Consider the following 22,426-nt stretch of genomic DNA (forward strand, 5'->3'; position numbering starts at 1 on the left):
TTGCCCCGAGCAAAAGAGAGCGGCTTCATCCATGCGGCGGCTACGCTGGCTCAACGAACACACCCCGGACGAGCCGTTCCCCTCGGCGGACCAGGCCCTGGCCGACCCCAACGGCCTGCTCGCCGTCGGAGGGGATCTTTCCGCCGAGCGCCTCATGGCCGCCTACCGCAATGGGATCTTCCCGTGGTACGGCGAGGGGCAGCCCATCCTCTGGTGGAGCCCTGACCCCCGCGGGATCTTCCTGCCGGGGGACTTCCACGTCAGCCGCAGCCTGCGCCGACGGCTCAACCAGACCCGCATGACGGTCACCCTGGACACCGAATTCGAAGCCGTGATGGCCGGCTGCGCCGCCCCACGCCCCGACCAGGACGGCACCTGGATCACCCGCGAGATGATCGCCGCCTACACGGAACTCCACCACCTCGGTTGCGCGCACTCCGCCGAGGTCTGGCTGGAGGAGGAGCTGGTCGGCGGGGTCTACGGCGTGGCCCTGAACGGGGCCTTCTTCGGGGAGTCCATGTTCAGTCGCATGGAAGACGCCTCAAAGGTGGGTCTGACCTGGCTGACCGCGCAGCTCTGGCGCTGGGGCTTTCAGCTCTTCGACTGCCAGATGAGCAACCCCCACCTGGCCCGACTGGGCGTCCGCCAGATCCCTCGCAGCGAATACCTGGCGCGCCTGGACCGGGCACTGCAGGCCTCCCATCGCGACTCACCATGGCGCCTGGATAACGACCTCGACCCCGCCACCGAGCACCGCAGCCGGGAGGGGTCGTGACCCGCAGCCGCGTCACCCTGCTGCGCACCGATTGCCATGAGTGCGCCTACGTCTCCGGGCGAACGGCGCGACTCGAGTTCCTCTCGCCGCAATTGGCGCTGGATGATCGGCGCTATCAGCTGCTGCTCGAGCAGGGGTTCCGGCGCAGCGGACCCTACATCTACCGGCCGCGGTGCCCCGGCTGCGCGGCGTGTCAGTCGCTGCGCATCCCGGTGGCCCGTTTCCGCGCTCGGCGCCGCCACCGCCGTTGCCGGCGCGACAACGCCGACCTGCACGTCGCGGCCTGCCCGCCGGTTCTCACCGACGAACAGCTGGCGCTCTACCGGCGCTACATCGACCATCGGCATCCCCATAGCAGCATGGCCGACCCCGACCGCGCGGAGGCCGAAGGGTTCCTGACAGCCCCCTGGTGCACCACCGTCTTCTATGAGCTGCGCAGCACGGAGCGTGGCCCCCTGCTCGGTGTGGCCGTCACCGACGTGCTCCCCGGCGCCCTGTCCGCCGTCTATACCTTCTACGCCCCCGAGGCCGAGCACCGCGGCCTGGGCAACCTGGCCGTGCTCTGGCAACTCTCGGAGGCACGCCGGCTGGGCGCACAGCACGTATACCTCGGGTACTGGATTGCGGACGCCCCGACCATGGCCTACAAGGCCACGTTCCGTCCCCACGAGGTGTTTGACGGACGCCGGTGGCTCGCCGGCGCATAGACGGCGCACCGCCTTGCCGCCAGAGCTACAGGCCGGTATAGTTCGCGCGTTCAGAAGTCCCGTGCAAGCGGGACTCCATCCGACCGCAGCGACCACGAATCAGAGAGGCGCATGGCGAAGGAAGACTCCATCCGCATGCAGGGGGTGATCGTCGACACCCTGCCCAATACGATGTTCCGCGTCGAGCTGGAGAACGGCCACGTGATCACGGCCCACATCTCCGGGAAGATGCGCAAGCACTACATCCGCATCCTGACCGGGGACAAGGTGACGGTGGAGCTGACCCCGTACGACCTGAACAAGGGTCGCATCGTCTACCGAGAGCGGTAACGCCCCGCCCCGGAACACCCGTCGCCGGGGCCACGGGGGCCCCGCTCGCCGGGCTACGCCCCCTCGGTGTCCTTTTCCCGGACGTGGATGGCCAGATCGCCGTCCTCGACCGTGACCTCGACCTCGCCGCCGCCGGTGAGCTCGCCGAAGAGCAGCTGCTCCGCCAGGGGCTTCTTGATGTGCTGCTGGATCACGCGGGCCATCGGGCGTGCGCCCATCTGCGGATCGTAGCCCTTCTCGCCGATCCACCGCCGGGCGTCGCCATCGACCACCAGCGTGACGCGCTTCTCGGCCAGCTGCACCGAGAGCTCGCGGATGAACTTGTCGACCACGCGCTGCACGGTGTCCTGCCCCAGGGGCTGGAACTGCACCACCGCGTCGATGCGGTTACGGAACTCCGGCGAGAACGTGCGCCGGATCGCCTCCATGCTGTCCTGGGTGTCGTTCTCGTTGGTGAAGCCGATCGAGCGCTTGCTCATCTCCTCGGCGCCGGCGTTGGTGGTCATCACCAGGATCACGTTGCGGAAATCCGCCTCGCGGCCGTTGTTGTCGGTCAGCGTGCCGTGATCCATCACCTGCAGCAGCAGGTTGAACACGTCCGGATGGGCCTTCTCGATCTCGTCGAGCAGCAGCACCGAGTGCGGGTGCTTGATCACCTCCTCGGTGAGCAGACCGCCCTGATCGTAGCCGACATACCCCGGCGGGGCCCCGATCAACCGCGAGACCGTGTGCCGCTCCATGTACTCGGACATGTCGAAGCGGATCAGCTGCACTCCGGTCAGGTCGGCCAGCTGGCGGGTGACCTCCGTCTTGCCCACGCCGGTCGGGCCGGCGAAGAGGAACGTCCCCACCGGCCGATCCGGCGTGCCCAGTCCGGCACGGGACATCTTGATGGTCGACGCCAGGCTCTCGATGGCCTCGTCCTGGCCGAAGATCAGCCCCTTGAGCTCGCCCTCGAGGTTCTCGAGGATCTTCATGTCCTGACTGGAGACTCGCTTGGGCGGAATCCGCGCGATCTTCGCCACAATCGACTCGATGTCCGGCAGGCCCACCGTCTTGCGCCGCTTGGAACGGGGCCGCAGCCGGAGCCGCGCGCCCGCCTCGTCAATGACGTCGATGGCCTTGTCCGGCAGGCGCCGGTCATTGATGTACTTGGCCGACAGCTCCGCCGCCGCCTGCAGCGCCGGCTCGGTGAAGCGGACGTTGTGGTGCTCCTCGAAGCGACTCTTGAGCCCCTTGAGGATCTGCACGGTGTCCTCCACCGTCGGCTCGCTGACGTCGATCTTCTGGAAGCGCCGGGCCAGGGCGCGATCCTTCTCGAAGATGCCCCGGTACTCCTGATACGTCGTCGACCCGATGCAGCGCAGTTCGCCGGAGGCGAGCATCGGCTTGATCAGGTTCGAGGCATCCATCACGCCGCCGGAGGCAGAGCCGGCTCCGATGATCGTGTGGATCTCATCGATGAACAGGATCGAGCCGCTGTCCTTCTTGAGCTGATGCAGCAACGCCTTGAGGCGCTTCTCGAAGTCGCCGCGATACTTGGTGCCGGCCACCAGGGCGCCCAGATCCAGCGAGTAGATGGTGCTCTCCTTGAGCACATCGGGCACCTCGCCCTCGACGATCTGCTTGGCCAGCCCCTCGGCAATGGCCGTCTTGCCCACACCGGCCTCGCCGACGAACAGCGGGTTGTTCTTGCGGCGCCGGCAGAGCACCTGCACGGTGCGCTCGATCTCGTAGCGCCTCCCGATCAGCGGGTCGATCTGCCCGTGCCGGGCGCGCTGATTGAGGTTGGTGGCGTACTGCTCCAGGGGCGACCCCCCTTGAGCCGGCTCGGCCGCACCTTCTTCATCCGCCGGGCCACTCTCTTCCTTGCCCATGTCTTCTTCACCCCCCACCGAGGAGATGCCGTGGGAAATGTAGTTCACCACGTCCAGGCGGGAGATGTTCTGCTTATGCAGGAAGTAGACCGCCTGCGACTCCTGTTCGCTGAAGATCGCCACCAGCACGTTGGCTCCGGTGACCTCCCGCTTGCCGGAGGACTGGACGTGGAGGATGGCGCGTTGCAGGACGCGCTGGAACCCGAGGGTCGGCTGCGTCTCGCGGCTGTCGTTGACCGGCAGCAGCGGCGTGGTCTCATCCAGAAAGGCCTGCAACTCGCCGCGCAGCCGTTCGAGGTCGGCACCACACGCCTTGAGCACCTGCGAGGCAGCGGGGTTATCGGTCAAGGCCAGCAGGAGGTGCTCGACGGTGAGGAACTCGTGGCGCTTCTCACGCGCGTCCTTGAAGGCCAGATTGAGCGTGAACTCTAACTCTTTACTCAGCATGCCCTATTACCTCGCCTGGGGCTCGACCGGGGTACCTCCCCGGAGATTGGACCGGCCAGTACCGCCACGGTTCCTGGAACGATTCAAGCTTCCTCCATCGTACACAGTAGCGGGTGTTCGTGCTCGCGGGCGTAGTCGTTGACCTGAGAGACCTTGGTCTCGGCGACATCCCGGGTATAGACCCCGCAGACACCTTTCCCCCGCGTGTGCACGTGCAACATGATCTGCGTGGCCTGGTTGCGGTCCTTGTTGAAAAACCGCTGCAGCACCTCCACGACGAAGTCCATCGGCGTGTAGTCGTCGTTGAGCAGCACCACCTTGTACATCGGGGGCTGCTTGAGCGACGGTTTGGCCGCTTCAACCTCGGGGCCCTGCGGATCGTCTTGGTTCGGCTCGTCGGTCATCACCCTTCATTTTATAGAGTCGCGCGCCAACCGGCCAATGTAGGCCACCCATAACCACCATAAAAAAACCCCGGGACGGCTGCACGCCACCCCGGGGTCGGCTTACGCCGGTGGCGACCAGGCGCCGTCTCAGAACTGCTCTTCCTCCGTCGAGCCTTTCAGCGCCGTGACCGAGGACTGACCGCCCTGGATCACGTTGGTGACCTGGTCGAAGTAGCCGGCGCCCACCTCCCGCTGGTGACGGGTAGCGGTGTAGCCGTGCTTCTCGGCGGCGAACTCGGCCTGCTGCAGCTCGGAGTACGCCTCCATCTGCCGCTCCTTGTAGCCGCGCGCCAGCTCGAACATCGAGTAGTTCAGCGAGTGGAAGCCAGCCAGCGTGATGAACTGGAACTTGAAGCCCACCTCGCCGAGCTCGTCCTGGAACTTGCGGATGGTGGCCTCGTCCAGGTTGCCCGCCCAGTTGAACGAGGGCGAGCAGTTGTAGGCGAGCAGCTTGCCCGGATACTTCTCGTGGATGGCCTGCGCGAACTCGCGGGCAAACCCGAGATCCGGCTTGCCGGTCTCGCACCAGATCACATCGGCGTAGGGGGCGTAGGCCAGACCACGGCTGATGGCCTGCTCGATGCCCGGCTTGGTGCGGAAGAACCCCTCTGCCGTGCGCTCGCCGGTGATGAACGGCTTGTCGTTGTCGTCGACGTCGGAGGTCAGCAGGTCCGCCGCTTCCGCGTCGGTGCGGGCGACCAGGATGGTCGGCACATCCATGGTGTCGGCCGCCAGGCGCGCGGCGATCAGCTTCTGGACCGCCTCCTGGGTGGGCAGCAGCACCTTGCCGCCCATGTGGCCGCACTTCTTGACCGAGGCCAGCTGGTCCTCGAAGTGCACGCCCGCAGCACCGGCGCGGATCATCCCCTTCATCAGCTCGAAGGCGTTGAGCACACCGCCGAAGCCGGCCTCGGCATCGGCCACGATGGGCTTCATGAAGTCGAACGGCGGGTTGCCCTCGGCGTGGTTGATCTCATCGGCGCGCAGCAGCGCGTTGTTGATGCGGTCCACCACCGCGGGGACCGAATTGGCCGGGTACAGCGACTGGTCCGGGTACATGGTCTGACCCAGGTTGGCGTCCGCGGCCACCTGCCAGCCCGAGAGGTAGATGGCGTTGAGCCCGGCCTTGACCTGCTGCAGGGCCTGGTTGCCGGTCAGTGCGCCGAGGGCGTTGACGTAGGGCATCTCGTGCATGGACTTCCAGAGCTTCTCCGCACCCTGGCGCGCCAGGCTGTACTCAACCTGCACGGTCCCACGGAGACGGACGACCTCATCGGCCCCGTAGCCCCGCTGCACCCCTTTCCAGCGCGGGTTCTCCGCCCAGTCACGCTCAATCGCCGCTTGATCTTTCAACATCATGCTCCTCCCAATCGGGCTGGTACGCCGTACCCCCGAAAATCCTGTATGACGGTCTCTTGCTGTCGGCCCGAGGGGCCATCGCGGTTGCCCTCGTGGGGCACGAACCCCGGGCGGGGTTAACCCGGGGCCCAGAACCCGTACCGCTACGTTCGCCAGGCGCCGGCAGCCGGGTGGCGTACTGCCGCGCCTGAATAACGCGTCACTGATAGTATGGCGCGCCGCAGCATTTGACAATATTTCCCAAACTATATTGCATATTGATCGGCCCAATGGACGAAGATCGAGAAGCCTTGGATCACGAATCCCCCCGCCATTACTACCGCCACAACCGGCTCAAGCAGTTGCGCGCGTTCTGCCACGCCGCGCAGGAGCGCAGCATCTCCCGTGCTGCCGAGCGGCTAGAGCTGAGTCAACCGTCGGTGTCGCTGCAGATCCAGGCCCTTGAGCGGGAGATGGGAATCACCCTGTTCGAGCGCCGGGGCCCCCGGATTCGGCTGACTCCGGATGGCGAGGGCCTGTACGAGGTTGCCGCACCACTCGTCGAGGGGATCGACTCCCTGCCCGAGCAGTTCGTGGCGCGCAACCGCCGGCAGCAGCTCGGTCATCTGGACATCGCCGCCGGCGAGTCGACCTCACTCTATGTCCTGCCCGATCTGCTACGCGCCTTCATGGAACACCACCCCAAGGTCCACGTCCGTCTGCACAACCTCATCGGTGAGGAGCAGATCCACGCCGTGCAGCAGGACCGCGTGGACATTGCCGTCGGGTCGAATCTGGACCTGCCCGATGACGTGGTCTATCGCGCCACGCACACCTTCGAACTGAAGCTGATCACGCCCGTGAATCACCCGCTGGCCGAGAAGGAGGAGATCACCCTCGAGGACCTGGCCGCCGGCGAGCTGATCCTTCCGCCACGCCAGCTGACCACCTGGCGCCTGGTGAACTTGATCTTCCAGCAGCACAGCGTGCCTTACCAGGTGCGCCTGGAGGTCGGCGGCTGGGAGATCATGAAGCGCTATGTCGAGCTCGGCTTCGGGGTCGGCATCGCCAGCGCGATCTGCCTGACCGGGCAGGAGCAGCTGGCGATCCGCGACCTGCCAGCGATCTTCCCGCGGCGCACCTACGGCGTCATGCTGCGTCGCGGCCGCTACCTCTCCCCTCAGGCCCGTCGTTTCCTGGAGCTGATCGACCCCGAGGGCTTCGGCGAGGCGGCGGAGTGGGACGGCGTCCCGGGCAGCCAAGAGAGCGTGCTTGTCCCCGGCCGCGGCCCGGAGTGAGCCGTGGCGGTCACCCCGGTCTACCGGGGTGACCCGCGGACTGTGGTAGCCTCTCGGCCCGGGACACCTGATAGATCCGGCCCCATGACTGAATCCCCCAAGCGAATCGTTGTCGGCCTCTCCGGTGGCGTGGACTCTGCCGTGGCGGCGCTGCGCCTCGTCCGCGCCGGTCACGAGGTGATCGGCCTGTTCATGAAGAACTGGGAGGACGACGACACGCTGATGCAGTGCTCGGCCGAGGACGACATCGCCGCGGCAGTAGAGGTGGCGGAGCACTTGGGCATCCCCATTCGACGGGTGAACTTCGCCGTGCACTACCGGCGCGAGGTCTTCGAGCAGGCGCTGCGGGAGCTGCGCGCCGGGCGCACCCCGAACCCCGACATCCTGTGCAATCGGCACATCAAGTTCGACCGCTTCCTGCACCACGCCCGGGAGCAGTTCGCGGCAGACGCCGTGGCCACCGGCCACTACGCCCGCCTGGGACGCGCCAGTGACGACGGGCCGGCCCTGCTGCGCGGCTTCGATCCGGACAAAGACCAGAGCTACTTCCTCGCCGGCGTATCCCGTACGGCCCTGGACACCGTGCGTTTCCCGCTCGGCGACAGCACCAAGGAAACCATCCGCGAAGAGGCCCGGTCCGCGGGGCTGCCCAACTTCGACCGCCCGGACAGCACTGGTATCTGCTTCATCGGCGAACGGGACTTCACCCGTTTCCTGCAGCGCTACATCGACCTGGATCCCGGACCCATCCTCACCGAGGATGGACGAGAGATCGGCCGCCACCAGGGGCTCGCCTTCTATACGCTGGGCCAGCGCCGGGGGCTGGGGATCGGTGGCGACCCGGATCACGGCGCCGCCCCCTGGTATGTGGCCGATAAGGACGCCCATCGCAACGCGCTGCTCGTCGTCCAGGGGCACGATCATCCCTGGCTGCAGAGTGCCGCGGTGGAAACCGGCCCCTTTCACTGGCTGGCGCCGATCCCCGCGGAGGGGGCACGGCTGCAGGCCCAGGTGCGTTATCGCCAGCGCCCCCAGGCCGGGGCGGTGGCGCACACGGACGACGGTGGCGTGCTGTTCCGCTTCGACGAGCCCCAGCGGGCGGCAACCCCCGGACAGTATCTGGTTCTCTACGACGACGATCAGTGCCTGGGGGGCGCGGCCATCGCCGCCGCGCACCCGGCGGACCGGGGTAACCCGCCGACCCTGCAGACGCATCCAACGGAGGTGGTGTGAGCGATTCGCGCGAACAGGAACAGGCCCTGACCCTCGCCGTCATCATGCAGGCGGTGCAGTGCATCCGCGAGGTAGCACGCACCGGGGATACCGAGGCGAGCCGGTATGAGCCTCTGATCGAGGGTCTGCTTGGGGAGTACGACGGCTGCACCGACGCCCTTTACGGCGCAGCGCGCCTCGCCCCGGGGCTGCGGCGGGTGGTGGAGCAGCTCGAGGACCCCCAGGAGGCCGATACGACCCGTTACGTGGCGAGCATTTTTCACCTCGAGCGGCGCCTCATGAAGCGTCAGGCGGTGCTTCAGCGCCTGGCCGAGGGCATCGAGCAGGCCCGCGGCCAGGCGGCCTATTTCGAGAGCCCCACCCATACCAGCGTCATCCACGGTATCGGTGACCTCTACAGCCAGACCATCAGCCAGATGGGACCACGGCTGATGATCCGCGGAGAGCAGCAACACCTGGAGAACGAGCGCAATGCCGCCTTGATCCGCGCGCTGCTGCTGTGCGGCATCCGCGGCGCTAGCCTGTGGCGGGACAATGGCGGCGGCCGGATGACGCTGCTCTTCCGGCGCCAGGCGATCGCCGGAGCCGCCCGGAACCTGCTCGAGGGACTGCCCAGCGAGGCTTGAGCGACGCATCACAACCGATTCGATACACTATAAGAAGCGCTGATCGCACAACCACTGGAGGGACCATGACGGACAGCTTCAACTCGCGGACCACCCTGCAAGCCGGGGGCAAGGCCTACGAGATCTACAGCCTGGACGGGCCGCGCCGCGATTACGACGTCGATCGCCTGCCCTACTCCCTGAAGATCCTGCTCGAGAACCTGCTGCGCACGGAAGACGGCGTCAACGTCACCCGCGAGCACATCGAAGCGGTCCTCAACTGGGATCCCAAGGCCGAACCGAAGGACCAGATCGCCTTCACGCCGGCACGCGTGGTGCTTCAGGACTTCACCGGCGTCCCGGCGGTGGTGGACCTAGCCGCCATGCGCGACGCCATGCAGAATCTCGGCGGCGACCCGGGCCGGATCAACCCGCTTTCACCGGCCGACCTGGTCATCGACCACTCGGTGATGGTCGACCACTTCGGCAACCGCCAGGCCCTGCAGCTCAACACCGAGATCGAGTACCAGCGTAACCGGGAGCGCTACGAGTTCCTGCGCTGGGGCCAGACGGCGTTCTCCAACTTCCGCGTCGTCCCACCGGGCACCGGCATCGTTCACCAGGTCAATCTCGAGTACCTCGGGCAGGTGGTGTTCCGCAACGACAACGGCGACACCCCGCAGGCTTACCCGGACACGCTGGTCGGAACCGACTCGCACACCACCATGATCAACGGCCTGGGCATCCTCGGCTGGGGCGTGGGCGGCATCGAGGCCGAGGCCGCCATGCTCGGCCAGCCGATCAGCATGCTCGTCCCCGAGGTGGTGGGCTTCCGTCTGGAGGGCAAGCTGCCCGAGGGGGCAACGGCTACCGACCTGGTACTGACCGTCACCGAGATGCTGCGCAAGAAGGGCGTCGTCGGCAAGTTCGTCGAATTCTACGGCGACGGCCTCGACCACCTGCCCCTGGCCGACCGCGCGACCATCGCCAATATGGCCCCGGAGTACGGCGCCACCTGCGGCATCTTCCCGGTCGACAAGGAGACCCTGGCCTACATGGAGCTCTCCGGCCGCGACCCGGAACTCATCGAGCTCACCGAGCAGTATGCCAAGGCGCAGGGCATGTGGCGCGAGACCGGTGCCCGCGAGGCCGAGTACTCGGACACCCTGTCGCTGGACATGAGCACGGTGGTCCCGAGCCTCGCCGGGCCCAAGCGGCCTCAAGACCGCGTCCCGCTGGACGCGGCCAAGACCAGCTTCAAGCAGACGCTGCAGGAGCACCTGCGTGCCCACCACGCCGTGCCCGCCGACGAGGCTGAGGAGCAGTACGAGCACGAGGGCGGCCACAGTGCGCCCGGGATCGACGATGCCCATGAACGGGGCGCGGTGGAGATCGAGATCGGCGGCCGCAACGAGATGCTCAAGCACGGCGACGTCGTCATCGCGGCGATCACCTCCTGCACCAACACCTCGAATCCGGCCGTCCTGGTCGCCGCCGGCCTGGTGGCCAAGAAGGCGCGCGAGCGCGGCCTGATGCCCAAGCCTTGGGTCAAGACCAGCCTGGCACCGGGCTCGCAGGTCGTGCCCGCCTACCTGGAGCAGGCCGGGCTCCTCGACGACCTGGAGCATCTGGGCTTCTCGGTCGTCGGGTTCGGGTGCACCACCTGCATCGGCAACTCCGGCCCACTACCCGAGGCCGTCACCAACGGCATCCGCGAGGGCGATCTCTGCGTGACCTCGGTGCTCTCAGGCAACCGCAACTTTGAAGGCCGCATCCACCAGGACGTTCGGGCCAACTACCTCGCTTCGCCCCCGCTGGTGGTGGCCTACGCCCTGGCCGGCACCATGGCGCGGGATCTCTACAACGAGCCGCTGGGCACGGACAGTCAGGGCCGGGATGTCTACCTCCAGGACATCTGGCCGACCCAGCAGGAAGTGGCAGACCTGGTCCGCGGCAACATCTCCGCCGGGATGTACCGTGAGCAGTACGCCAACGTGTTCGACGGCGACGCCGCCTGGCAGGCCATCGATGCCCCCCGCGGGGAGCTCTACGACTGGCGCGAATCCACCTACGTCAAGAACCCGCCCTACTTCCAGGGCATGAGCAAGACTCCGGAGCCGCTGCAGGATATCCGCGGCGCCCGCTGCCTGATCTACGTCGGCGACTCCATCACCACGGACCATATCTCGCCGGCCGGGGCCATCCACCCGGACAGCCCTGCCGGGCAGTACCTGCAGGAGCAGGGGGTATCCCCCAAGGACTTCAACTCCTACGGCTCGCGGCGCGGCAACCACGAGGTCATGATGCGCGGCACCTTCGCCAACGTGCGCCTGCGCAACAAAATGGCGCCCGGCACCGAGGGCGGCTGGACCACGCACGTGCCCAGTGGCGAGCAGACCAGCGTCTACGACGCCTCCATGCGCTACCAGCAGGCGGACACCCCACTGGTCGTGCTCGCCGGCAAGGAGTACGGCACCGGCTCCTCCCGTGACTGGGCAGCCAAGGGCACCAAGCTGCTGGGCATCAAGGCCGTGATCGCGGAGAGCTACGAGCGCATCCACCGCTCCAACCTGGTGGGCTTCGGCGTCCTCCCCCTGCAGTTCCGCGACGGCGAGAACGCCGAGAACCTCGGCCTGACAGGGGACGAGGCCTTCGACATCGAGGGCATCACCGAGCAGCCCCGCAGCGTACGTGTGGTCGCACGGCGTGAGGATGGCGGCGAGACGACCTTCGAGGCCCGTGTGCGGATCGACACCCCGCAGGAGTGGGAGTACTACCGTCATGGCAGTATCTTGCACTACGTCCTGCGCGGGCTCGCCGGCGCGGCCTGAGACCCCTCAGGCGTTGATATGGGCGGGGGTTGGCCACAGGCCACCCCGCCCCCGGGTGCTCCCCCACCGCCCCTCATACGACGTGCAACGGCCGCTGTGGGCCGTCGCCACCGCGGTCCGTCCCACCGGAAGAAGCTTTCGGGATCGCCCCCCTTTTTCCGAGACGGATTCAGTGTCGCACCCTCCGATGATTCCCATCGAGCGGTGTTTCCACCGGATATTCGAAAGCCTCCTCAGGCCGCGCCCGCCGGGATTTTCCGGGCGAATATCGATTCAAATCCCCGGTTTTTCGATAAAACCGCTCCAGCGGCTCCCGTGGCCGCCAACAGCGGCGACCGATAAGGATTGGGCAAATCGCCGCACACCCTTCACAAACGGGCAGTTGGCGCGTACTTATACGTTTTTCTGCAGTAGCCGCGCAGGGTGGCGCGGCAAGGCAGCGCACCCCGTGCGGCACCGCGCCCCCGAGCGTTGACCGCCACCCGCCCTTCTTGTTTATCTAACCCTGCGACATTTGGATGGTGCCCGCTCCATCTCCGGTCCGGTTGATTGGGCGGGTGGTTCGGAGGCTAACGCCTTTCATAAAAGGAGTAGCTACTATGAGAGATCGCGACGATTTCGTGGACTTCGACGACCCGAACAGGGTCTGGCCGTCCGGGCTGACCCTGCCGGAGGCGGAAGAGCTGCACAGCTACGTGCTGGACGGCGCGCGCATCTTCTTCGGCATCGCCGTGGTTGCGCACGTGCTGGCTTTCGCCTACTCGCCGTGGCTCGGTTAAGGGAGGATTAACACATGAACCAGGCTCGTATTTGGCTCGTAGTCAAGCCCAGCGTCGGCCTTCCGCTGTTCCTGGGTGTTGTGCTGCTGATCAGCCTGCTGGTGCACGGTGCTATCCTGACGAACACCAGCTGGTACCCCGCCTTCTTCGAGGGCAACGCCGCGGCCGAGATCCCGGCCTCGGAGATTGCCGAGAGCGACGCGCTGGCAACGCGCGAGTCGATGGTGTAAATCCGCCTGCGCGGATAGCAGCCCATTGACGGCTCGACACTGGGGCGGGGTCTGCGGATCTCGCCCCTTTTTCTCGTCAGGACCCCTCCATGACCACGCTAGACATCCTTGAACACCCCGACCCCCGCCTGCGAGAACCATCCGCGCCAGTGGAGACCTTCGACCAGGAACTCCGTGAGCTGGTCGATGACATGATCGAGACCATGCGCGCCGCCTCCGCCATCGGACTGGCAGCCCCGCAGGTGGATATCCGCCGGCGCATTGTCGTCTGTTGCACCGATCCGACACAGACGCCGCGCGTATTCATCAATCCGGAGATCACCGGCAGCAGCCTGCCCGGTTACATCGAGGAGCGTTGCCTCTCGGTCCCCGGTCAGCAAGGCCTGGTGGTGCGCCCCACCCGGGTCAGTGTCCGCGCTCAGGACACCAGCGGTGAGCGGTTCCACTGCAAGCTGGAGAACCTCGAGGCCGTCTGCCTGCACCACGAGGTCGACCACCTGGACGGCACCCTATTCATCGACCGACTCTCTTTCTGGCAACGGCTGCGGATGCGCGCCGGCCGCCTCCTTCGCCGCTAGCAGGCACCACGCAGACGCCATACAGGCGCTATGATTCGGTAGGGAATGGGTGCCCGGACGTAAAAGGGCGCCCGGGCACCCCGCTTGGCTGGTGGAGGCCGGTATGGACCGGCCTACCCCCCGGAGGAGACAGGAGACTAATGCGGACAGACAAAGAAAAACGGGGCATAAGCCCCGTTTTTCTTCACAACCTGCCGCGTCTGGCAGGCTCTCCCGGGAGGAACCTCCCCCACTCCGAGAGAGCGGGAGAGCCTCCTACCTGACCCGGGAGCGGGTGTCAGACCTGCCGCGGGGGCAGAGCGGACACCTCTTCAGCGGACTCGCTCACCGAGCTGACCGCAGCACCGCCGACCCAGTTGAACCGATCAGTGCTGAGCAGGATGAAGTGGATCACCAGGGCCAGCACGGCCAGCCAGGAGAAGATGCCGATCAGGACGCGGCGCGGATCGTAAAGCTTCCAGAGTCTCCACATGGTTCTATCTCCTTAACCAGCAAGCGGCGCGATTTGGGAAACAGCGGCGGTCACGTTGTGAACACCCTCGATGACGGAGCCGTAGCCCTCGGCACCGGGGATCCACGGACGCCAGGCCCAAGCGAGGAAGTGGGCCACGACGGCCACCGCCGTGAAGATCAGGAAGCTCTGCATGAAGATGCTGTGGAACTCCTTAGCTTCCTCATCGCTAAGGCCCGTCAGCGACATGTTATCGGCCATACGTTTCGTCCTCCGTTCAGCGTTTCAGCCGGTACCGCGCTCTACCCCCGCGCGGTAGGGGGTGGTCGCCCACGCTAACGTGGGACTTCCCGTGCAGCCGGCACCTGGGTGCCGACCTTCCTCAAAGCGCTGGGTCGGTACGCTGGGCCCGCCCAGTCTTCGAGGTTCGTTCGTGTGCCGAGCCCTTGCCTATCTGGTCCAGCGCTCGACCTCCACGATGACCTAAACACTAACGCAGGAATGGGGGCGCTGTGTGGTGGCGTATAACCGCACCCCTGTACCCCCTTGTGGAATCCTTTTCCCTCCACTTCAGTTTCCCGCGCAAATGCCGATATGGTGGACATGATGAATCATCGTACCCGGACCCTTGCAATCGTTTTCGCCTGCGCTGCGGCAATTTGCGTAAGCGCCGGGGCTGTCAGTGGGCAGCAGACGCACCGCATGGACCCGCATGGCGCGCAATGGCACGCCTTCGAGGGGCGTTCCGGGTGCCATATGGCCCACGAAATCCCCGGAAAAGGGGTGGCCTTAATCAGCTACCGGCATGACGGTCGACAGTATCTGAGTTTCTTCGCCAATCGCCCTCCCCGGGAAGAAATCGAGGGGGATCTTTATATTGGCGAGCCAGCCTGGGGCGGGGATCGGCGCCGCCATGTCGAGCCGGTGCGTCTGCACCCGGACACGCGGACACTGCGTTTCAGCCGCCGGACGACGCAGTGGCTACTCGACGCCCTGCGCGACGGGCGCGAGCCACAGATCCGCTACGAGGCCGGATACAGCGGGGAGCTGATCGAGATCGGGCTGACCCCGGCCGCCTTCCAGCGGGCGCTCGGCCACTACCGCGAGTGCATCGCCCGTCATGAGCGCGTCGACGCCGGCACCGCCACCCGCGGCCAGGTTATCCCTGGCCGCACCGGCGAACCCATGGCGGACAGTGACGGCCCAACCTGGGAGGGCAACCTCCCGCGCCTGCCGCGCGGGCCGCGCACCGAGGTCTACTTCGCCACGGGCAGCGACGACCTCACCCGCAACGCTCTAGACGAGATCCGGCGGTTCGTCCGCGCCGTCGAGGACAACCCGCACTGGGGCGTGGTGCTATCCATCGGCTATGCGGATACGCGGGGCAGTCCGGAGATCAACGAGCAACTTGCCGAAGCGCGCGCTGCGGCGGTCCGGGACGAGCTAGTGCACCTCGGCCTACCCGAGGACCGGATCGAGATCGAGGCGCGGCTTATCGACGAGGACAACGCTGAACAGGACATCCACGAGCTGGCGAGCAACCGCCGCGTGGAGCTGCGGACGGCCCTCTAGCCACCCGTCTTGTGCTGGCGATGGCAACCGCCGATCCTTATGATCGCCACCATGAGGATCGAACTGCCCGAGCATCTGCCCTTCGCCACCGAGCTTTCGGTGCGCATCACCGACGTCAACTACGGCGGCCACCTGGGCAACGACGCCCTAGTCTCCCTGCTCCACGAGGCCCGGGTGGGTTTTCTGGCCCACTACGGCTTCAGTGAGGGGGACTGTGGCGGAGCCGGTATCGTCATCAGCGAGCTGGAGGTAGCGTACCGGGCCGAGGCTTTCCACGGCGACGCCCTGACCATCGCCGTCGGCGCCGGCACGATCGGACGTAGTAGGGCCGAACTCTTCTACCGCGTCGAGCGCCCGGCAGACGCCAGGGAGGTCGCCCGTGCCCGGACGACCATCGCCTTCTTCGACTACACCGCACGCCGGCCGCGCCGCACCCCGGAGCCCTTCCGCGAGGCCCTCAGCACCTGAGATCCGCGCCGGCGCTCAGCCCTCGCCGCTGGTCAGCAAGACATCGCGCTCGCTCTCGTGGGCGACACGGCGGGCAACGCTGCCGAGCAGGGCACCCTGCCAGCGGGAGAGGCCCCGCGTCCCCATGGCAACCAGATCGACATCCGCCTCCTCGGCGAATTGACGGATCACCGTCGCCGGATCGCCGCCGCGGGCCTCGAAGTGGTCGACGCGATCCCGCACCGGCAACTCGTCCACGAGGCGACCCAGGGCCTCGGCGGTCTGCTGCCGCCCGTCCTGCAGGGCCGCCTGGAGCTCTGTAGCAGCCCCCTCGCCCGCCCCGTAGATCCGCTCCAGCGGTGTCGTATCGTGAACGCCGAGCAGCTGCAGCGCGGCGTCCGGGGCCAGGCGGGCGGCCGCTTCGACAGCGTGTCGCGAGCGTCCGGACCCGTCCACGGCCACCAGAACCCGCTGGTAACCGCCCTGCGGCGGGCGCTTGACCACCAGGATAGGCCCGGCGCGCTCGTGGGCCAGGCGCTCCGCGGTTGCGCCGAGGAACAGATCCCGTACCACGCGCCTCCCGTGGGCACCAATCGTGACCAGATCGGCTCCCCACTCCCGCGCCTCTGCAGCGATCTCAGCCGCACCACGTCCCCACCGGCAACCGACCGACCACGCCGGGTCCGCCCCACCGCCGGCGATGGCACTGAGCTGCTCGTTCATTCGCGCCTCACTGGCCCGCTCCAGCTCACGGGTCGCCTGCTGCGCGCCGCCGCCCTGCTCGCGGAACAGCAGGCGCAAGGTCTCCTCCTCGAGATCGGCCTCGATGACGTGCAGCGCCCGCAGTTCGGCCCCGTGCAAGCGAGCCAGATCCAGACTGCGCTGCGCCGCTGCCTCGGTCCGTTCGCTGAGATCGGTGGCATATAGGATCTTGCGCACGACTCCCCCTCCTAATCGACGTAGCCAGTCAGTTCCGCATAGCCGACCGCGCTCACCGGGCGGCCGGCAGCCTCGCCACGACCGCGCAGCGCACCCTCCCAGTATCGAAACCCGTCGCGCAGCTCCTGATCCGCCAGCACAGGCTCGAGCTCCAGGGTCAACTCCTCCTCCGGGTATTCTAGCCGCCAGCGCGCCGGGTAGGTGGCCTCGCCGTCAGGGCTGGTCCAGTGCTCGAGCACCTCGAGGTGCACGTCGTCTCGAGTGACCACGCGGTGACGACCATCGGCCTCCACCCAGCCGCCCTTGCTTCTCGGATCGATGCTGCCATCTTCCCGGCGCAAGTGATAGAACATCAGTTCGCGGTCATCGTCGAGCTGAATCGAGAACCAGTCCCATCCGGTCTGCTCCTCACTCAGGGTGCTGCTGCCCCACTCCCGATCGATCCAGGCGCTCCCCGAGACCGTGTGCTCGCCGTCGGGCACCGCCAGACGCCCAGCCGCCTGTAGCCGAGGGAGCGTGTAGTAGTAGGAGGCGTTACCGGGGTCGTCGCCCTTGCGGCTGTAGCCGTCCTCGCCCTGGAACACCATCGGCTTGCGCGCCCGCAGATCCAGTTCCAGCTCGACCCCCTCGGCCTCGAGCCGGGTCCGCAACCGGTTCAGCCCCTGGCCTGGCGCACCGCGGACTTCCCAGTCCTCCAACCACACCCGGAACGGGTCGGGTCGGGCCCCAGCCAGGCCGACAGCGCCCCGCGCCAGCCGCTCGAAGTGGTGGAAGGTCTCCCCCTCGGTGTCCGTCACGGCGAAGTGGGCCATCCACAACTGATTGGTCCCCCAGGCCGAACGGCGCGGGGCCAGCTCGGGGGACAGGGCGAAACGGAAGAAGGTGACCTGGAATCCGAAGTGACGACCGTCCTCGTCGAACACATTGCCCGTGATATACCACCATTCGTGACGGTAGTCGGGGTGCGGCCCGTGATCCCGGGGAAAGACCAGCGGCCGCGGCCCCAGGGCCCGGGCGAAGCCCTGCGCATCCTGTTCGCCGGAGAGCGCCCCGGCAACCGTGACCCCCTGCTGCCCGGCTGCGCCGTTTTGCTCCGGCGGATCCGTGCACCCGGCCAGCAGCAAGACCGTGACGACAACCACGCCGCCGCGGAGTAACCTGCCGAGTCGCTCAGCCATCCTCACGCATCGCCTCCCCCGGGGGTACTCTGGCTGCACGGTAGGCGGGATAGAGCCCGGCGAGCAAGGCGGCCACGGTCGCCAGGGCCACGGCCTGTGCCAGCACTGCCGGATCCACCTGGAACTGCAGGCTCCAGCCAAACGCGCGCTGGTTGATCACATCGGTCAGGGCAAGTGCCAGGGCAAGGCCCGGCACGATGGCCAGAACGCCGGCAAACGCACCCAGCAATCCCGTGCGGGCCAGTTCCAGCGTCCAGACCTGCGCCGGCGTCAGTCCCAAGGCACGCAGGACCGCCACCTCGCCACTGCGCTCCAGGGCGAGCGCCAGCAGAGCACCGAAGACGCCGACAGCCGCGACGATGGTGGCCAGCAACTGCAGAACCCGCGTCACCGCGAAGGTGCGGTCGAACACGTCCAACGACAGGCGCCGAATCTCGGCATCGGAGCGGAAGGTGAGCACTCCGGCCTCGTCACCGGTGGCCTCGCGCAGAGCAGCGATCAGGGCGTCGGTGTCGATCCCCGCCCCGGCGTGGACGGCCAGGCCGTCGACGGCATCGTCCTGCCAGTGCTCGTCGTAGAACCCCCGCGCCACGAACACAGCACCCTGACTCGTCGTGTAGTCGTGAACCACGGCGAGCACCGGGAGGTGCCGCTCGCCGGCGGGCGTCCGGATGGCCACCCGATCGCCGACCTCGAGATTGTGGTGGGCAGCGAAGGGCTCGGTGATGTAGGCGCCCTCTCCCCGCTCGAAACGGTCCCAGGCCGCCGGCCCCCGCTCCTTGTACGCCATGCCGGCATCACCAACCGGACCGTGATCAAAGGCACGGAGCTGGATCTCGCCGAACTCGGAGGGAACCCGCAACTGGCGCGAGGTCGCCACCGACTCGACCCCTTCTACTTCGGCCAAACGCTCGTGCAGCTGCGGCGGCAACTCCGGCGGCGGCTCGCCGGTCTGGGACGGGGCGCTGACATAGACATCCGCCGACAGCGTGCTGTCCAGCCAGGTAGCCAGGCTGCCGCGGAAGCTGTCGATCATGACGCTCACCCCGATGACCGCCGTCACCGCGACCACCAGCGCCACGGCCGCCACCCCGCTGCGCGACAGCCCGGCCGCCACGCCCCGCGCGGCCATGCGTCCCGGCGCCCCGAGCAGCCAACCGGCCGGACCGGCAAGCGCGCCGGCCAGCCCTCCCACGGCCCAGGGCACCAAGAGCGCCGCACCGACCAGCAGGGCAAAGACGCCACCGAAACCCACCACCAGGCCGCCGCTGCCACCCCACAGGAGACCGACTCCGGCGGCACCGAGCAACAACCCGCCCCCGGCCAGCGGGCGCACCCAGCGACGTGCACGCCCCTCAAGCGTGGCGCGGTCCAAGGCCGTGCGCGGGGCAACCGAGGCAGCTTCCCAGGCCGGCGCGGCGGCCGCCAGTGCGGCCGCCACCACCCCCAGCGCCGCGGCCATGAAAAGCGCCGTGGGTGCAAGCGCAACCTCACGGACGTTGTGGACGAAGTAGAGGTCGGTGATGGTCCGTGTCACGAGTTCGAGCAATCCGTCAGCCAGCAGGTAGCCGAGGGGCAGACCCGCCAGCGTGCCGGCGATCCCGAGCACGACCCCCTCGGTAACCACCGCGCGGAACAGCCGCCCGCGACCGACTCCGAGGGCTCGCAGCCGACCGATCAACGCCCGGCGCTGGACCACGGAGAAGGAGATTGCGTTGTAGATGAGCAGCGCGCCCACCAGCAGGGCCAGCAGGCTGAAGGCGGTCAGGTTGAGGCGAAAGGCCGCGGTCATTTCGTCGAGGGCAGCCGCGCCTTCCTGGGCCTCGCCGATCACTGCGCCATCGGGCAGTAATTCCTGCACGCGAGCCAGGCGAACCGCTCCGGCTGCTCCCTCGGGGATCACCAGATCGATGCGGTCGAGGCGCCCGAGCCGGTCGAGCAGCTCCTGAGCGGTGGCCACGTCCACTACGACGGTATCCCGCAGCCCCTCAGCGGTCAGGCGATCCGGAGCCTCAACCACCGCAGCCACCTCCAGCCGGTGCTCGCGCCCGGCGACCTCCACCGCCAAGGGGTCTCCCTCGGTGACCCCCAGCCGCCGCGCATCGTCCCGGAAGAGCACCACCAGATCGTCCCGATCGAGCCAGAGGGCAGCATCCACCGCACGAGCGGCACCGGCTACCGCCTCGCGGACCCCCGACTCGGCCCAGGGATCGATGCCGAGCACGCGCAACGGCCCGTCCGGACCTGTGACGTGTCCTTCGACCACCGGGGTCGAGGGGCGAATACCGGCATGCCGCAACCGGGTGTAAAGGCTTTCCTCCACCCCGGCGGTGCCGGCCGTGATCCGGTGGGTAGCCTGCCCGGTGAGGGCCTCCGCCGAACGCGTGAATGCCCGCTCCGAGGAGGCGTTGGCGAGTTCGACGGCAACGACCACCGCCACCCCGAGCGCCACGCCGAGGATCGCCAGCGCCGCCTGCCAGGGGTGGCGCAGGTGATGGCGCCATCCAGCCCGGGCCAGGATCACGCTGCAGACACCTCATCGAGCCGGCCACCCTGCAGTGCAACCACCCGATCGGCGGCGGCCGCCACCTCGCTGGCGTGGGTTGCGATCAGGGCGGTCATGCCACGCTCACGGCGGAGCTCATTGAACAACCCGAGTACGGTTCGGGCCGTCTCCCTGTCGAGGCTGCCCGTGGGCTCGTCGGCGAGGAGAAGCCCGGGGCCGTGCACCAGGGCCCGGGCGACGGCAACCCGCTGCCGCTCGCCGCCGGAGAGGTGTTCCGGGAAGGTGCCCTCCCGTCCCTGCAGTCCGACGCGCTCCAGCAGCGCCCTGGCGTGGCGCCTTCCGTCCCGATCCAGGGCCCCATTGAGCTCCAGCGGAAGGAGCAGATTCTCGAGCACGGTCAGCGTCGGGACGAGATTGAGCTGTTGAAAGATGAAACCGAGATGACGGCGCCGGAAGAGCGTTCGGGCGGTTTCGTCCAGCCTCGCCAGATCCATGCCGTCGAACCTCAGCGCCCCGCGATCCGGTGCCTCCATGGCCCCGATCAGGTTGAGCAGCGTGGATTTGCCCGAGCCGCTCGGGCCGATCACGGCCACGGATTCGCCGCGACGGATGGCCAGATCCAGATCCTCGAGGACCACGCGAACGGCTCCGCCCTCCGGGTAGCCCTTGCACACGCCCTGCAACTGGATCAGCAGATCCTGCGCGGACCGTTCCGCACCGCCCTGCGCCGGCGATCGCAGCGGCTGCCGGCCCTTCGTCGGACAGGGGCCGGCAGCCTGGCCGTCAGTTGGAGAAGTGGCGGACACTCGGGTCAGCCATGTACTCGGCCACCTCCGGCGCCTCCGCCACACCGACGCCCTCGATCAGGTCGTCCTCGGTGTAGTCGGTGTTGGGCAGGAAAATGGCGCAGACCTCGACCTGAACGCCTTCATCGATCAGGTTGCGCATCATCTGCTGCGGATTGGCACCGGCCGGCTCCAGGGCATCGGCCGAGTAGTCGTCCGTGGCCATCTCGGCCCCGGGGCCGCAGAGCAGGATGCGTGGTTCCTGGCCCTGCTGCATACCCTGGGTGGCGAGGATCATGGACATGCCTTGGGTCTGCAGATCGTCAGAGGTCACGCTGACGAACAGCTTGTCCGGGCCGTGACCGTCGGCCTGGGCCAGCCCTACCCCGGCAGCGGCCATTGCGGCCGCTGCCAAAACCTTGTTAAAAACTCGCATCTGGGCATCGCTCCTTGAGTTCACGGGTCGGGTCGCTCGGCGACCCTCCCCGGAACATATCGGAGCATTCACGCCCGTGCAAACAGCGCGCGACTATTGCTTGACCGGTCGCTTGCTGAGCTTGCGCTGCAGCGTGCGCCGATGGATCCCGAGTGCCCGGGCCGCCGCCGAGATGTTGCCGTCGTGCTCGTTGAGCACCCGCTGGATCTGCTCCCACTCCAGCCGCCGCAGCGACATCGGCTTCTGCGGGGGCTTTTCCGGCTCTGCAGTGGGTTTGCCCTCCAGGGTGGCAAGCACGGTGTCCGCGTCCGTGGGCTTGGGCAGGTAGTTGTAAGCCCCCCGTTTGATAGCCTCCACGGCGGTGGGGATGCTGGCATACCCGGTCAGTACCAAGATGCGTGCCTGCGGCAGCGCATCCCGAAGTGGCTCGACCAGGTTCAGTCCGGAGTGCTCGCCGAGCTTCAGATCCAGCACCACGTACTGTGGCTGCTGACTGCGCGCCTTTTGCAGGGCGGTCTCCGGCTCTTCCGCCGAATCCACCTGACAGCCCCGGCGCGAGAGCGAGCGCCCCAGCACCTGGGAGAAGGTCGTATCGTCATCGATGATCAGAATCGATGGCCCGTTCAACATGGTCTACC

General features: G+C 67.4%; 23 protein-coding genes. 12 read left to right on the plus strand and 11 right to left on the minus strand.

The window, feature by feature from the left end; genetic code table 11:
- The first annotated feature begins 31 nt into the window (after window positions 1-31).
- From aat to infA, 3 genes are all read left to right on the plus strand, one after another.
- The gene (aat, locus tag LRF89_RS01640; protein WP_201241951.1) at window positions 32-775 is read left to right on the plus strand and encodes a leucyl/phenylalanyl-tRNA--protein transferase; all 744 of its coding nucleotides are present in this window, start codon (window positions 32-34) and stop codon (window positions 773-775) included.
- Window positions 772-1,482, plus strand: a complete 711-nt coding sequence (locus tag LRF89_RS01645; protein ID WP_238636490.1) for an arginyltransferase — start codon at window positions 772-774, stop codon at window positions 1,480-1,482. Before aat ends, LRF89_RS01645 begins: the two co-directional genes overlap by 4 nt.
- Before the next feature lie 111 nt (window positions 1,483-1,593).
- Entirely contained in the window at window positions 1,594-1,812 is a 219-nt protein-coding gene (gene infA / locus LRF89_RS01650) for a translation initiation factor IF-1 (RefSeq protein ID WP_201170476.1), read from the plus strand.
- Window positions 1,813-1,865: 53 nt separating this feature from the next.
- On the opposite strand, the gene clpA is transcribed toward infA, so the two are convergent.
- The 3 genes from clpA to aceA form a co-directional block, all read right to left on the minus strand.
- On the minus strand, window positions 1,866-4,136 hold the full coding sequence (gene clpA / locus LRF89_RS01655; RefSeq protein ID WP_201170478.1) for an ATP-dependent Clp protease ATP-binding subunit ClpA: 2,271 nt from the start codon (window positions 4,134-4,136) through the stop codon (window positions 1,866-1,868).
- An 83-nt stretch (window positions 4,137-4,219) separates the two neighbouring features.
- The gene (gene clpS, locus LRF89_RS01660) at window positions 4,220-4,540 is read right to left on the minus strand and encodes an ATP-dependent Clp protease adapter ClpS (protein ID WP_201170480.1); all 321 of its coding nucleotides are present in this window, start codon (window positions 4,538-4,540) and stop codon (window positions 4,220-4,222) included.
- Window positions 4,541-4,669: 129 nt separating this feature from the next.
- Window positions 4,670-5,938, minus strand: a complete 1,269-nt coding sequence (aceA, locus tag LRF89_RS01665) for an isocitrate lyase (RefSeq protein WP_238634626.1) — start codon at window positions 5,936-5,938, stop codon at window positions 4,670-4,672.
- A gap of 272 nt (window positions 5,939-6,210) precedes the next feature.
- Between aceA and LRF89_RS01670 the strand changes: the two genes are divergently transcribed.
- From LRF89_RS01670 to def, 7 genes are all read left to right on the plus strand, one after another.
- Window positions 6,211-7,218 (plus strand): LysR family transcriptional regulator, encoded by a 1,008-nt coding sequence (locus LRF89_RS01670; RefSeq protein WP_238634619.1) that lies wholly within the window; start codon window positions 6,211-6,213, stop codon window positions 7,216-7,218.
- Between the two features lie 84 nt (window positions 7,219-7,302).
- Entirely contained in the window at window positions 7,303-8,451 is a 1,149-nt protein-coding gene (mnmA, locus tag LRF89_RS01675) for a tRNA 2-thiouridine(34) synthase MnmA (protein WP_201170490.1), read from the plus strand.
- Window positions 8,448-9,077 carry a high frequency lysogenization protein HflD gene (gene hflD, locus LRF89_RS01680; RefSeq protein ID WP_201170493.1) on the plus strand — a complete coding sequence of 210 codons (630 nt, stop codon included), beginning with the start codon at window positions 8,448-8,450 and terminating at the stop codon, window positions 9,075-9,077. The genes mnmA and hflD overlap by 4 nt, the downstream gene beginning before the upstream one ends.
- 65 nt (window positions 9,078-9,142) lie before the next feature.
- Window positions 9,143-11,887 carry an aconitate hydratase AcnA gene (acnA, locus tag LRF89_RS01685; protein WP_201170495.1) on the plus strand — a complete coding sequence of 915 codons (2,745 nt, stop codon included), beginning with the start codon at window positions 9,143-9,145 and terminating at the stop codon, window positions 11,885-11,887.
- A 599-nt stretch (window positions 11,888-12,486) separates the two neighbouring features.
- Window positions 12,487-12,666, plus strand: a complete 180-nt coding sequence (gene pufB, locus LRF89_RS01690; RefSeq protein WP_011814196.1) for a light-harvesting antenna LH1, beta subunit — start codon at window positions 12,487-12,489, stop codon at window positions 12,664-12,666.
- Between the two features lie 14 nt (window positions 12,667-12,680).
- Window positions 12,681-12,896, plus strand: a complete 216-nt coding sequence (locus tag LRF89_RS01695; RefSeq protein WP_201170497.1) for a light-harvesting protein — start codon at window positions 12,681-12,683, stop codon at window positions 12,894-12,896.
- A gap of 89 nt (window positions 12,897-12,985) precedes the next feature.
- Complete coding sequence (def, locus tag LRF89_RS01700; protein ID WP_201170499.1) at window positions 12,986-13,474, plus strand: peptide deformylase; 489 nt, start codon at window positions 12,986-12,988, stop codon at window positions 13,472-13,474.
- Window positions 13,475-13,751: 277 nt separating this feature from the next.
- Here def and pufA read toward each other — a convergent pair whose 3' ends face one another.
- Both pufA and pufB (LRF89_RS01710) read right to left on the minus strand, forming a co-directional pair.
- Complete coding sequence (gene pufA, locus LRF89_RS01705; RefSeq protein ID WP_011814199.1) at window positions 13,752-13,946, minus strand: light-harvesting antenna LH1, alpha subunit; 195 nt, start codon at window positions 13,944-13,946, stop codon at window positions 13,752-13,754.
- A 12-nt stretch (window positions 13,947-13,958) separates the two neighbouring features.
- A complete protein-coding gene (gene pufB, locus LRF89_RS01710; RefSeq protein WP_011814200.1) occupies window positions 13,959-14,186 on the minus strand; it encodes a light-harvesting antenna LH1, beta subunit in 228 nt (75 codons plus the stop codon).
- 441 nt (window positions 14,187-14,627) lie between these two features.
- On the opposite strand from pufB (LRF89_RS01710), the gene LRF89_RS01715 reads away from it, so the two are divergent.
- Both LRF89_RS01715 and LRF89_RS01720 read left to right on the plus strand, forming a co-directional pair.
- A complete protein-coding gene (locus tag LRF89_RS01715; RefSeq protein ID WP_201170500.1) occupies window positions 14,628-15,497 on the plus strand; it encodes a MotY family protein in 870 nt (289 codons plus the stop codon).
- Window positions 15,498-15,548: 51 nt separating this feature from the next.
- Window positions 15,549-15,965: an acyl-CoA thioesterase gene (locus LRF89_RS01720; protein ID WP_238636491.1), complete on the plus strand. Its 417-nt coding sequence runs from the start codon at window positions 15,549-15,551 to the stop codon at window positions 15,963-15,965.
- A 15-nt stretch (window positions 15,966-15,980) separates the two neighbouring features.
- On the opposite strand, the gene LRF89_RS01725 is transcribed toward LRF89_RS01720, so the two are convergent.
- The 6 genes from LRF89_RS01725 to LRF89_RS01755 form a co-directional block, all read right to left on the minus strand.
- A complete protein-coding gene (locus LRF89_RS01725; RefSeq protein WP_201170501.1) occupies window positions 15,981-16,883 on the minus strand; it encodes a universal stress protein in 903 nt (300 codons plus the stop codon).
- An 11-nt stretch (window positions 16,884-16,894) separates the two neighbouring features.
- Window positions 16,895-18,061, minus strand: coding sequence for a lipocalin-like domain-containing protein (locus tag LRF89_RS01730; RefSeq protein ID WP_238636492.1), 1,167 nt, complete (start codon window positions 18,059-18,061; stop codon window positions 16,895-16,897).
- Window positions 18,054-20,585, minus strand: a complete 2,532-nt coding sequence (locus LRF89_RS13450; protein ID WP_201170503.1) for an ABC transporter permease — start codon at window positions 20,583-20,585, stop codon at window positions 18,054-18,056. Before LRF89_RS13450 ends, LRF89_RS01730 begins: the two co-directional genes overlap by 8 nt.
- Window positions 20,582-21,241: an ABC transporter ATP-binding protein gene (locus LRF89_RS01745; protein ID WP_338018472.1), complete on the minus strand. Its 660-nt coding sequence runs from the start codon at window positions 21,239-21,241 to the stop codon at window positions 20,582-20,584. Before LRF89_RS01745 ends, LRF89_RS13450 begins: the two co-directional genes overlap by 4 nt.
- Window positions 21,242-21,350: 109 nt before the next feature.
- Window positions 21,351-21,788 carry a DsrE family protein gene (locus tag LRF89_RS01750; RefSeq protein ID WP_238636493.1) on the minus strand — a complete coding sequence of 146 codons (438 nt, stop codon included), beginning with the start codon at window positions 21,786-21,788 and terminating at the stop codon, window positions 21,351-21,353.
- A gap of 93 nt (window positions 21,789-21,881) precedes the next feature.
- The gene (locus tag LRF89_RS01755) at window positions 21,882-22,418 is read right to left on the minus strand and encodes a response regulator transcription factor (RefSeq protein WP_201170508.1); all 537 of its coding nucleotides are present in this window, start codon (window positions 22,416-22,418) and stop codon (window positions 21,882-21,884) included.
- Window positions 22,419-22,426 lie beyond the last annotated feature (8 nt).

Origin of the sequence: Halorhodospira sp. 9621 (genome assembly GCF_022228055.1) — a bacterium.
Taxonomy (GTDB): Bacteria; Pseudomonadota; Gammaproteobacteria; order Nitrococcales; family Halorhodospiraceae; genus Halorhodospira; species Halorhodospira halophila_A.

Bases quoted from the DNA above. Each gene is read 5' to 3' on its own strand.
- aat (WP_201241951.1), top strand. From the start codon at position 32: ATGCGGCGGCTACGCTGGCTCAACGAACACACCCCGGACGAGCCGTTC.
- infA (WP_201170476.1), top strand. From the start codon at position 1,594: ATGGCGAAGGAAGACTCCATCCGCATGCAGGGGGTGATCGTCGACACC.
- clpA (WP_201170478.1), bottom strand. From the start codon at position 4,136: ATGCTGAGTAAAGAGTTAGAGTTCACGCTCAATCTGGCCTTCAAGGAC.
- clpS (WP_201170480.1), bottom strand. From the start codon at position 4,540: ATGACCGACGAGCCGAACCAAGACGATCCGCAGGGCCCCGAGGTTGAA.
- aceA (WP_238634626.1), bottom strand. From the start codon at position 5,938: ATGTTGAAAGATCAAGCGGCGATTGAGCGTGACTGGGCGGAGAACCCG.
- LRF89_RS01670 (WP_238634619.1), top strand. From the start codon at position 6,211: ATGGACGAAGATCGAGAAGCCTTGGATCACGAATCCCCCCGCCATTAC.
- mnmA (WP_201170490.1), top strand. From the start codon at position 7,303: ATGACTGAATCCCCCAAGCGAATCGTTGTCGGCCTCTCCGGTGGCGTG.
- acnA (WP_201170495.1), top strand. From the start codon at position 9,143: ATGACGGACAGCTTCAACTCGCGGACCACCCTGCAAGCCGGGGGCAAG.
- pufB (WP_011814196.1), top strand. From the start codon at position 12,487: ATGAGAGATCGCGACGATTTCGTGGACTTCGACGACCCGAACAGGGTC.
- LRF89_RS01695 (WP_201170497.1), top strand. From the start codon at position 12,681: ATGAACCAGGCTCGTATTTGGCTCGTAGTCAAGCCCAGCGTCGGCCTT.
- def (WP_201170499.1), top strand. From the start codon at position 12,986: ATGACCACGCTAGACATCCTTGAACACCCCGACCCCCGCCTGCGAGAA.
- pufA (WP_011814199.1), bottom strand. From the start codon at position 13,946: ATGTGGAGACTCTGGAAGCTTTACGATCCGCGCCGCGTCCTGATCGGC.
- pufB (WP_011814200.1), bottom strand. From the start codon at position 14,186: ATGGCCGATAACATGTCGCTGACGGGCCTTAGCGATGAGGAAGCTAAG.
- LRF89_RS01715 (WP_201170500.1), top strand. From the start codon at position 14,628: ATGGACCCGCATGGCGCGCAATGGCACGCCTTCGAGGGGCGTTCCGGG.
- LRF89_RS01720 (WP_238636491.1), top strand. From the start codon at position 15,549: ATGAGGATCGAACTGCCCGAGCATCTGCCCTTCGCCACCGAGCTTTCG.
- LRF89_RS01730 (WP_238636492.1), bottom strand. From the start codon at position 18,061: ATGGCTGAGCGACTCGGCAGGTTACTCCGCGGCGGCGTGGTTGTCGTC.
- LRF89_RS01750 (WP_238636493.1), bottom strand. From the start codon at position 21,788: ATGCGAGTTTTTAACAAGGTTTTGGCAGCGGCCGCAATGGCCGCTGCC.
- LRF89_RS01755 (WP_201170508.1), bottom strand. From the start codon at position 22,418: ATGTTGAACGGGCCATCGATTCTGATCATCGATGACGATACGACCTTC.